Origin of the sequence: Sphingomonas sp., assembly GCF_039595165.1 — a bacterium.
GTDB lineage: Bacteria > Pseudomonadota > Alphaproteobacteria > Sphingomonadales > Sphingomonadaceae > Sphingomonas.
Genome location: NZ_JBCNMA010000125.1, coordinates 1 through 9,665, shown reverse-complemented (window position 1 = coordinate 9,665; position 9,665 = coordinate 1). Strand labels below are relative to the sequence as shown.

General features: G+C 67.2%; 11 protein-coding genes. 3 read left to right on the top strand and 8 right to left on the bottom strand.

Translation table 11 applies throughout. The features are described from left to right. Positions 1-452 (bottom strand): helix-turn-helix domain-containing protein (locus ABDV68_RS16035; RefSeq protein ID WP_343521105.1); only part of this gene is annotated, 452 nt, incomplete at its 3' end. A gap of 87 nt (positions 453-539) precedes the next feature. Between ABDV68_RS16035 and ABDV68_RS16030 the strand changes: the two genes are divergently transcribed. Both ABDV68_RS16030 and ABDV68_RS16025 read left to right on the top strand, forming a co-directional pair. Continuing rightward, the gene (locus ABDV68_RS16030; protein ID WP_343521104.1) at positions 540-1,184 is read left to right on the top strand and encodes a dihydrofolate reductase family protein; all 645 of its coding nucleotides are present in this window, start codon (positions 540-542) and stop codon (positions 1,182-1,184) included. 224 nt (positions 1,185-1,408) lie between these two features. After that, complete coding sequence (locus ABDV68_RS16025) at positions 1,409-1,753, top strand: hypothetical protein (protein WP_343521103.1); 345 nt, start codon at positions 1,409-1,411, stop codon at positions 1,751-1,753. A 110-nt stretch (positions 1,754-1,863) separates the two neighbouring features. Here the strand turns inward: ABDV68_RS16025 and ABDV68_RS16020 are convergent, their stop codons facing one another. Next, the gene (locus ABDV68_RS16020; protein WP_343521102.1) at positions 1,864-2,526 is read right to left on the bottom strand and encodes a thermonuclease family protein; all 663 of its coding nucleotides are present in this window, start codon (positions 2,524-2,526) and stop codon (positions 1,864-1,866) included. A 151-nt stretch (positions 2,527-2,677) separates the two neighbouring features. Between ABDV68_RS16020 and ABDV68_RS16015 the strand changes: the two genes are divergently transcribed. Next, the gene (locus tag ABDV68_RS16015; RefSeq protein ID WP_343521101.1) at positions 2,678-2,866 is read left to right on the top strand and encodes a hypothetical protein; all 189 of its coding nucleotides are present in this window, start codon (positions 2,678-2,680) and stop codon (positions 2,864-2,866) included. 69 nt (positions 2,867-2,935) lie between these two features. On the opposite strand, the gene ABDV68_RS16010 is transcribed toward ABDV68_RS16015, so the two are convergent. From ABDV68_RS16010 to ABDV68_RS15985, 6 genes are all read right to left on the bottom strand, one after another. Further along, a complete protein-coding gene (locus tag ABDV68_RS16010) occupies positions 2,936-4,156 on the bottom strand; it encodes a hypothetical protein (RefSeq protein ID WP_343521100.1) in 1,221 nt (406 codons plus the stop codon). Positions 4,157-4,183: 27 nt separating this feature from the next. Further along, the gene (locus ABDV68_RS16005) at positions 4,184-4,816 is read right to left on the bottom strand and encodes a DJ-1/PfpI family protein (protein WP_343521099.1); all 633 of its coding nucleotides are present in this window, start codon (positions 4,814-4,816) and stop codon (positions 4,184-4,186) included. 4 nt (positions 4,817-4,820) lie between these two features. After that, the gene (locus ABDV68_RS16000) at positions 4,821-6,887 is read right to left on the bottom strand and encodes a S9 family peptidase (RefSeq protein ID WP_343521098.1); all 2,067 of its coding nucleotides are present in this window, start codon (positions 6,885-6,887) and stop codon (positions 4,821-4,823) included. Between the two features lie 57 nt (positions 6,888-6,944). After that, the gene (locus ABDV68_RS15995) at positions 6,945-8,492 is read right to left on the bottom strand and encodes a hypothetical protein (RefSeq protein WP_343521097.1); all 1,548 of its coding nucleotides are present in this window, start codon (positions 8,490-8,492) and stop codon (positions 6,945-6,947) included. 122 nt (positions 8,493-8,614) lie between these two features. Further along, complete coding sequence (locus tag ABDV68_RS15990; protein ID WP_343521096.1) at positions 8,615-9,094, bottom strand: methylated-DNA--[protein]-cysteine S-methyltransferase; 480 nt, start codon at positions 9,092-9,094, stop codon at positions 8,615-8,617. Positions 9,095-9,297: 203 nt separating this feature from the next. Beyond that, on the bottom strand, positions 9,298-9,665 hold a 368-nt coding region (locus ABDV68_RS15985; protein WP_343521095.1), incomplete at its 5' end, for a L,D-transpeptidase family protein.

Below are 9,665 nucleotides of genomic sequence, written 5' to 3'. Positions count from 1 at the left end.
CGTTCGCGCACCGGCGTCGCGGCGGGATCGGGCGCGGCGCCGAGATGCTCGACGCGCAGCTCGGCCATGAAGGCCGCGATCAGATCGGGCCCGCCCTCTTCCAATAGCTGATTGCGGATCGAGAGCTCGGGGGTGACCGGCAGGTGCCGCCGCCCCCAGGCGCCCATCGCGACCAGCAAGGGAAGGAGCTGGATCGCCGGCTCGGTGAGGCTGTAGCGCGTCTTCTGCTTGTGGCTGGGATCGTCGGCCTTGGTGACGAGCCCGCGCGCCTCGAGCCGCTTCAGCCGGTCGGCGAGAATGTTGGAGGCGATCCCTTCTATCGAACCGCGCATCAGCTCGCGGAAATAATGCCGGTTTCCGAACATCATGTCGCGGATCACCACCAGGCTCCAGCGGTCGCCCAGTACCTCAAGCGTCAGGTTGATCGGACAGCCCGATCGCGGCTCACTCATTCCATCCTCCAAAAACTGCTTGCAATATACAATCAGTTTGACTAGTCTGCAACTGGTTGCAATTTACAAGCAGTTAGGAGACCGACGATGAGCAAGATCCGCGTGAGCAGCTTCAGCATCTCGGCCGACGGCTACGGCGCAGGCGTCGAGCAGAGCGTGGAGGATCCGCTTGGCCAAGGCGGCGAGGACCTCCACGGCTGGATGGTCGAGTCGCGGCACTTCAAGTCGATGTACGGCAAGGAGGGCGGCGCGGAAGGCGTCGACAACGACTTCACGGTGCGCGGCATGGCGGGGCTCGGCGCCTGGGTGATGGGGCGCAACATGTTCGAGCCGGTGCGCGGCGAATGGCCCGATCACGAATGGAAGGGCTGGTGGGGCCCCAACCCGCCCTATCACTGCCCGGTGTTCGTGCTGACTCACCACGCGCGGCCGTCGCTGGCGATGGACGGCGGCACGGTGTTCCACTTCGTGACCGAGGGGCCGGAGGTGGCGCTCGAACGCGCGCGCGCCGCGGCGGGCGACAAGGACGTGCGCATCGGCGGCGGGGTGGCGACGGTACGCCACTATCTGCAGACGCGCGCGATCGACGAGATGCATCTGGCGATCGCGCCGGTGCTGCTCGGCCAGGGCGAGGCGCTGCTCGAGGGGATCGACCTGCCCGGGCTCGGCTATCGCGTGGCCGAGCAGGCCCAGGGCGAGCGCGCGCTGCATCTCGTCGTCGCGCGCGGGTGATCCGGCGCGACGGCGGAATCGGGCGGGATTGTGGCGGCGGGGTGAACCCCATGTGAAGGGGACGGTCCGCCGCCATATTTGCGCGGGATCGGTCCGGCCTTTCCCCGCCACGCTTCGTCCCGCCCCACCGCAGGCACGCGCGTGAAGCCGGCTCCCGCCCCGGCAACCCGGCGACGCGACCGCCCGTTCTTGCGCCGGTTCATGGCAACATGAGGAAACGAACGATGCGTACCCTGAGTATCACCGCCGCGGCCCTCGCCGCTCTGACGGTCCCCGCGTTCACCGCCGCCCCCGCGCTGGCGCATGATCGCACCGCGCACATCTATGACGACAGCAACCACCATTATCTCGATTACAAGACATCGATCAGCGAGGCGAAGCGCGAGCTGCGCAAGGATCTCGCCGACGCCAAGGACGAGGCCGACCGGGTCGACGCCTATGCCGAGTACGAGGCGGAGGTCGCCGACGCCGACAAGGATTTCCGCAAGGAAATGGCGGAGAAGGGCATCCGTATTCCCGCCGGCCGCGTGATGGTCGAGACCGAGGTGTCGATGCTCTCGCCGCGCTGATGCGGTGCTGATCTCCTGAACTGCTACGTGGCCCGGACCCCGTCCGGGAGGGCGGGAGCGGCATTCGCGCGGACAGCGTTCGCGAATGCAGCTTCCGCCCTTTCACACGGTCAATCGCACCACCCGTCACGACGACCGCCGGCATAACGCCGGGCGAGCCCCTCGGCGACCAGCACGTCGCCGACACCGCGGCCGTCGACCGACACGACCCGCAGCTTGCGGCCATAGCGATCGGCATCGCGGCCGACCGAAGCCAGCGCGACGTCGCCCGAATTGAGCAGCGCCCGCAGCCGCCGCGTCGCCGCCGCGCCGAGCTCGGCTTCGCGGGGACAGCGCGCGGGATGCGTCTCGGGCGTGTCGATGTCGGCGATGCGGATCTTGATCCCGCGCATCCAGAAGGTGTCGCCATCGACCACGCAGTTCGCGCCGCCGCCGGTGTGGCAGAAGCCGAAGCGCGCGGCGGCGGCATGTGCCGGGGCGGCGGGTGCCGGAGCGTTTCCGCCATCGGCGAACAATGCGAACGAGCGGTGCGCCTGCGACGCGGTGGCGCCGACCTCGACAGCGGCCGCCCCCTCGCCCGCGAGCATCGGCCAGGCTGCCCAGCCAAGGCCGGCGAAGATCCCGGCGAGGGCCATCGTCACCAGCTCGATGCGGAGGAAGCGGAGGCGCGGGCGACGGCGATGCTGGCGGCTGAAGATGCGCGATTCGAGATGCGCGCCGTGCCAGGAGCGCCGGGCGGTGCGCGCCTGATGCAGGTCGAACGGTTCTTTCATGCGCAACGATTTTAGGGGCCGCGCCTCACCAAATCCTTGCCAGACGGCGCGGTTTCGGCGGGGCTTTCCGCCGGAATGGAGCGACCGGCGATATATCCGTTTCGGAGCGGATCGTCGCCAAATCGGCGCGGTCTCCCGCTAACATGCGCGGGTGAGCGAGACGGGGCGGATCATCTTCGTATGCGATGGCTGCGGCACGCCGGGGGTGACGCGCGAGGCCTGGGCGGCGTGGGACGTGGAGACGCAGGCCTGGGTGCTGGCGGAGCTGTTCGACTACGCCTTCTGCCATAGCTGCCACCGGCGCACGCAGCTGGAGGAACTGGCGGTGGAGGGGGAATAAACGCTCATCCCACTCGCCACCCCGGCTCCGTGCCGGGGTGGTGCCTTTTTTTGGCGGCAGATCGGCCGGTCAGGGACGCGGGGCGGATTCGCGGGCCTCTTCCGCCGCCTCTTCGGCTTCGGCGGCGCGCAGGTCGGCAAGGCGCTGCGGGTCCTGCGGGATCGGCACGGCGGGATCGATGTGGGTGAAGGCGGCGCCGGTGGGCGCGAGGATCGCGGCGACCTGATCGCGCCACGCGGCCGGAATGGCGACGTAGACATGGACGTCTTTCATCGTTCCGGGACGGACCGGTTGCACACCATCGCGCAGGATCTGCACGAACTGATCCGGCGGCGCGAGCGAGGCAAGCAGCAACACATTACCGAAGCTGGAGGCATGGTCCGTATTTCGCAGAGCCGCGTAAAGCGCGGTTTGGGATTCACGATGGCCGGCCCTGCCGGGTGCCTCGAGAACGAAGGCACGGGGGAATACATCGCTCCTCGGATCGAGGCGCATGAACGCCCCACGCAGATATTCCGACCAAGCCGCCTCGTCAGCGGTCCGCGGCGCGCCCAGCGGCGCGGCGAAGGCGACCCGCAGAGGGGCGACGGCCTCCTTGCGGGCCTGCGCGACCTTCCGCGCCTGCGCCAACGCGCGTTCCCAGGCCGGACCCGATGGCGGCACCGGCTTCGCTGAAGCGAGATCGATCGCGATCTCCACCATCTCGCGCGCGTCGGGCGGGGCATCGTCACTGGGCACGACGATCGACAGGATGAGCTGGCGGCCGTCCGACGACAGGCGGTGCTCGCCGCCCCACCAGAGCGAGCTCACGGTACGCGGGAGCCCGCGGACGTAGGAACCGGGAAGCAGATCGACGAGCGCGAAGGAGCGGACATGCCTGCCGTCCGCGCCATAGATCACCACGACATCGGGGCCGTAGCCGACCGCATGCCAGTTGTCGAAGGTGACGACATATTGGCCGCCATTGGCGACGAGCGCGCTGACCGGCGCCACCTCGTTGACCAGCGGGGCTTCCCAGATCCGGGTCCAGCCGCCCGTCTCGCCGCGCCGTTCGAGCACGGCGTGCGCCGTAGTGCGCGTCTCTCCAGGCGCCTGACCGGCGGGTTCCTTCTTCGCCACCTTGTCCTTGAAATAGGCGAGCGTATCGACGCCGCGCGGAATGACCGTCAGGCGCGTTCGTTCATCGGGAGAAAGATAGGTTTCCCTCTGCGCCGGCACCCAGCTGTCCGCCCGCGCTTGCGAGACGGCACAGGTCAGAACCAGGGCGAACGCAGCCAACCAGCGCATCATCCTCGTCCCCTCCCCCGCGCCAGCCGGTCAGGCGGGCGCCAATTGCGGCGTCGAAGCATGGCCTTCAACAAAGGGCCGCACCACGCCGAGCGCACGATCGACATATTCCGCTTTCTCGCCGACCGGAGCGACATAGTGGATCGCTTCTTCGGCGTCCTTCAGCGAGCCCAAGCGGGCGATCATCCAGGCGGCGAGATATTGCGAGGACAGGCAGCCGCCGGCGGTCGCGACATTGCCGTGCGCGACGAACGGGGCGTCGATCACGTTGACGCCGGCCTCGATCACCCAGGGCTTGGTGGTGAGATCGGTGCAGGCGGGGAGATCGCCGACCAGGCCGAGCTTCGCCAGCAGCAGCGTGCCCGAGCATTGCGCACCGATCAGCTGGCGCGCGGGATCAAGACGGAGGCGCGCGAGGAGGTCGGCATCGGCGGCATGGTCGCGCGTGCGGATGCCGCTGCCGATCAGCACGGCGTCGGCCTCGGCGGCGAAGTCGAGCGGGCGCTGGCGGCGGACGGTGACGCCGTTCATCGAGGTCACCTCCTCGGTGGGGGAGGCGATGTGCGCCGCCCAGCCCTTGCCGCGCATGCGGTTGAGGATCGCGGCGGCGATGAAGCTGTCGAGTTCGTTATAGCCGTCGAGGGTGAGGACCGCGATCTGCATGGCGCTACTCCGGTTGCGCGACGCCGAGCTGCCACAGGATGAAGGCATTCTCCTCCGCCGCCTCGTGCAGGCTCTCCCAACGGCCCGACTTGCCGCCATGGCCCGCGCCCATGTTGGTCTTGAGCAGCAGGACATTGTCGTCGGTCTTGGTCGCGCGCAGCTTCGCCGCCCACTTGGCCGGCTCCCAATAGGTGACGCGCGGATCGTTGAGGCCGCCCGAGATGAACATCGGCGGATAGGCCTGGGGCCTGACATTGTCATAGGGCGAATAGCCGCGGATCAGCTCGAACGCCTGCGCGTCGGTGATCGGGTTGCCCCATTCGGGCCATTCCCCGGGGGTCAGCGGCAGACTGTCGTCGAGCATGGTGTTGAGCACGTCGACGAAGGGCACGTCGGCGACCACCGCGGCCCACAGCTCGGGATCGGAATTGACCACCGCGCCCATCAGCTCGCCACCGGCCGAGCGGCCGGCGATGGCGATGCCGCCCTTATGGGTGAAGCCGCGCTCGATCAGCCCCTTCGCGACGTCCACGAAGTCGTTGAAGGTGTTGGCGCGTTTCTCCAGCTTGCCGTCGAGATACCATTGCTGGCCGAGATCGTCGCCGCCGCGGATATGCGCGATGGCGAAGGCGACGCCGCGGTCGAGGAACGACATGCGCGCGGTCGAGAAGCCCGGCGGGATCGCATAGCCGTACGCGCCATAGGCGTAGAGATAGAGCTTGCCGGTGCCATCGCGCGGGAAGTCCTTCGGATAGACGATCGAGCACGGCACTTCGGTACCGTCGCGCGCGGTGATCTTGAGCCGCTCGGTCGCGTATTTCGACGCGTCATAGCCCGAAGGGATGACCTGGACCTTGCGGACCTCGAGCTCGCCGGTGGCGACGTGATAGTCGTAGACGGTGCCCGGCGTGACCATCGATTCATAGCCGATGCGCAGCACGTCCATCGCATATTCGGGATTGTCGCCGAGGCTGGCGACATAGCTCGCCTCGGGGAAGGCGATGCGCTGACCCGCGCCGCCGTCGTAGCGGTGCAGCTCGATCTGATCGAGCCCGTCTTCGCGCCCCTCGACGATGAAGAAGTCGGCAAAGGTGGTGACGCCGGTCATGTAGAAATGGGGCGAGGGCGCGATGCGCTCCTGCCATTCGCCGGGCGCGTCGAGGTTGGCCGTGACGAGGCGGAAATTGGTGTGGGTGTCGTTGGTGTGGATGAAGAGCATGCCGTCATGCTCCTCGACATCATACTCGCGGCCGGGCTTGCGCGGCGCGACCAGGATCGGCTCGGCGAGCGGATCGTCGGCGGGGAGCAGGCGCACCTCGCTCGTCACATGGTCACCGGTCGAGACGACGATCCACTTGCGCGACTGGGTCTCGCCGACGCCGACGCGATAGCCTTCATCGGCTTCCTTGTAGAGCTCGATATCCTCGGCCGGGTCGCTGCCGAGGCGGTGGTAGCGGGCATTGTCGGTGCGCCACTGCTCGTTGGCGAGACCGTAAAGGAAGCCCTTGTCGTCCGAGGTCCAGACGATGTCGGAGAGCATGCCGGGAATCTCGTCGGGCAGATGCTCGCCGGTTTCGAGATCCTTGACCTTGAGCAGGAAGCGCTCCGAGCCGGTATCGTCATAGGCATAGGCGAGCCAGCGGCCGTTGTTGGACACCGAGAAGCCGCCGAGGCTGAAATATTCCTTCCCCGCGGCGAGCGCGGGTTCGTCGAGGATCAGCTGGTCCTCGCCGCCGCCGACCGGCCTGCGCCACCAGCGGCGATATTCGCCGCCGGTCTCGTGATCGGTCCAGTAGAGCCAGTCACCGTCCTTCTGGGGAACGGTCGCGTCATCCTCCTTGATGCGGCCGCGCATCTCCTTGAACAGCGTGTCGGCGAGCGGCTTGAGCGGCTTCATCACCGCCTCGTAATAGGCGTTCTCCTCCTCGAGATAGGCAAGCACCGCCTCGTCGGTGACGTTGGGATATCCCGGGTCGCGCAGCCAGTTCCACGGATCCTCGATCGTCACGCCATGGCGCTCGAAGCTGTGGGGACGGGTGGCGGCGACGGGGGGCCTGGGCAGATCGGTCATGCCCGCGGGTTTAGCGAAGCGCACGCGCTTGTCGAACCCCTCCCCGCGCGGGCATGGTTATTTGGTCAGATCGAAATTCGTGCCGACAAAGATGCCGATCCCGCATTCCTCCGGCAACTCGAGCCCCTGCCGGGTCCGCCCCTTGAAACGGCAGTTGAACTTGAGGCCACTGTTGAGCTTGCCGTCGGCGTCGGTGAGCAGGAACAGCGGCATCTCCAGTCCCCAGCGATCCGTGTCGAAGGCATAGCTCGGCCGCAGGCTCGCCGCGAATTGGGGGAGATACCAGAAGCGCGGAATCTGGAGGTTGAGCGAGCCGCCCGCGACCAGCCCTTCGAGCTCATAGGGTGCGGCGAGGTTCATCGACTTGCACAGGTCGAAGCCAGCACCGGCCGAGTCGGGAAAGCAGACCTGCTGGTCCTTGGTCTTGTCGACGAAGCTGTATTCGCGCCGCCATGTCAGCGAGAAGGTGCCGCCCACCTTTCCGCCGCCGCGCTCGCCCATCTTGAATGGGCGCATGAAGCCGGCATAGCCCTTCATCGAGAAGGGCTCGGTGTGCAGCTCGATCTCGCCAGGCAGCGTCGTGGCAATCACGTTGCCCGTCGCCGGATCCTTGATCGGACGATATTTGATGTCGGAATAGCCGTAGCGGAATAGCCAGCCCGCGAAGATCTCCGACTCCGCCTTGTGGCCCCACAGCGGCGCCACGATTTCGGACCAATAGCCCGAGTTGCGGCTCTCCGCCTCCATCCACTTGACCAGCGCGGCACCCTCACATTTGCCGATCGCGTCCGGATTCCGCACCACGTCCCGCGTCTGGTCGCCAGCGTTCATCGGATCGAGCACGCCATGATACGCGACGCACTCGCGCCGCGCCTTGGCGATCCCGTCATAGATCGCCTCGCGACGCTCTTTCCGACTCTTTGCCGCCGAGCGCCCCCACTCGACGCCGAATTGAAAACCGATGCCGGTGCTGAACTCGAAATCGGTGAGATTGAACAGCGAGGCGTCGCCCGCGGTGCCGGCTGCGCCGAACCCGCCGACGAGATATTTGGTATAGCTCGAGCGGAACCGGTCGTCGTCGGACAGGATGCCGTCGGGCGCGACTTCGCTGAACCGCCGGATCGTCCGCGAAATCACTGCGTCGAGCACGCCGTCGCCCTTGGTACCCGCGAGCTGCAGGCTGAGATCGGTGGTATTTTTGTACTGGCTCGCCTTGGTCAGGCCGAGGCAGGTCTTGGCATATTTGTTAAGACCGTCGACCTTCTCGTCGGCATTGTTGGTTTCTCGGTCGCCCGGTTTGAGCATCCAGTTCGCGGTCGACAGGCGCTCGGGCTTGCCGGCGGCGGCCGCTTCACCGAAGGCATCGTCGCATTCGTTCGGCGGCGTCGCGGCGGGGATCGGCCCGGGCATCGGCGCACGGTTGGCGAGAGCGCGCTGGGCCGCCGCCAGAGCGGCGTCGGCGCGTTCCAGCGCGGTCTGTGCTTCGGCACGAGCCTGCTCAGCCTGTTTGATAAGCTCGCGCAGCCGTTCCTCGTCGCTCTGCCCGGCGAGCGCCGGCAGCGCGACGAACAAGGCAGCGATCGAGATCATCCCCCGCTTCAGCATCGACACCCCCCAATGCCATGCAACCAAGCGATCTTCATTAACCGTTGGAAACGAGTCAAGCGCGCCACGGCACGGTTTGCGCCGGAATGGCCCGATCCGGGGCGCGGCGCGGCAAGGCTGGTTCAAGCCGCTTCGAGGTCGAGCAGCATGCGCTTGGCCTCGAGCCCGCCGGCGAAGCCGGTGAGCGCGCCGCCGGTGCCGATCACGCGGTGGCACGGCGCGATGATCGAGACCGGGTTGCGGCCATTGGCGGCGCCGACCGCGCGGCTCGCGGTAGGGCGGCCGATCTGGCGCGCGATCTGGGCGTAGCTGCGCGTCTCGCCATAGGGGATGGTGAGCAGGGCCTGCCACACGCTGCGCTGGAACTCGGTGCCGCGGAAGTCGAGCGGGACGTCGAAGATACGGCGTTCGCCGGCGAAATATTCGCTGACCTGCGCGGTCGCCTGGACGAGGATCGGATGCGCCGCATCCTCGACGGAGGGGCCGAGCGGGACGCGGCCGGCACGCTCGTTGGGCCAGAGGATCGCGACGAGGCCGGCGTCGCTGGCGACCAGCCGCAGCGTGCCGACCGGCGAATCGATGTCGGTATGAACGAGGGTCATGGGACTTCTCCTGCGGATATGCTCCGCAAAATAGGCCGCATGCAAATCGAGTGCTTCCCGTGGCTTGCGCGCAAAACGCATATTCCGTCATTCCCGCGAAGGCGGGAATCCATTCTGGTTGATCTATAGGCTCGATCCGCAACGCCAACGTCAACGGATCCCCGTCTCGCGGGGACGACGTACAAAGGGTGGGCGTGGCCCGCTCAGCTCCCCGCGATCACCCCGCCCATGCCGAGGCGCTTGCCGCGGGTGATGATCACGCGGTCACCGAGCCTGGCCTGGGCGAACAGCAATTTCGCGAAGGGCAAGGGCACGCCGATGCAGCCATGCGTCGCGGCGCCCATCTCGACCTCCGAGGCGTGGATCGCGACGCCGTCGTTGGTAAGGCGCATCATGTACGGCATCGGTGCGCCATAGAGGTTGGAGATGTGGTGCACCTTCTTCTGCGTGATCTTGTGCTCGCCGAGCGGGGTCGGCTTCTCGTCCGCGCCATAGAGGATCGCGGTGGCGCCGATCTCATAGCCGTCGCGGAACACCGACATCGTCTCCGCCTCCAGATCGATCGTAATCG

Bases quoted from the DNA above. Each gene is read 5' to 3' on its own strand.
- ABDV68_RS16030 (WP_343521104.1), top strand. From the start codon at position 540: ATGAGCAAGATCCGCGTGAGCAGCTTCAGCATCTCGGCCGACGGCTAC.
- ABDV68_RS16025 (WP_343521103.1), top strand. From the start codon at position 1,409: ATGCGTACCCTGAGTATCACCGCCGCGGCCCTCGCCGCTCTGACGGTC.
- ABDV68_RS16020 (WP_343521102.1), bottom strand. From the start codon at position 2,526: ATGAAAGAACCGTTCGACCTGCATCAGGCGCGCACCGCCCGGCGCTCC.
- ABDV68_RS16010 (WP_343521100.1), bottom strand. From the start codon at position 4,156: ATGATGCGCTGGTTGGCTGCGTTCGCCCTGGTTCTGACCTGTGCCGTC.
- ABDV68_RS16005 (WP_343521099.1), bottom strand. From the start codon at position 4,816: ATGCAGATCGCGGTCCTCACCCTCGACGGCTATAACGAACTCGACAGC.
- ABDV68_RS16000 (WP_343521098.1), bottom strand. From the start codon at position 6,887: ATGACCGATCTGCCCAGGCCCCCCGTCGCCGCCACCCGTCCCCACAGC.
- ABDV68_RS15995 (WP_343521097.1), bottom strand. From the start codon at position 8,492: ATGCTGAAGCGGGGGATGATCTCGATCGCTGCCTTGTTCGTCGCGCTG.
- ABDV68_RS15990 (WP_343521096.1), bottom strand. From the start codon at position 9,094: ATGACCCTCGTTCATACCGACATCGATTCGCCGGTCGGCACGCTGCGG.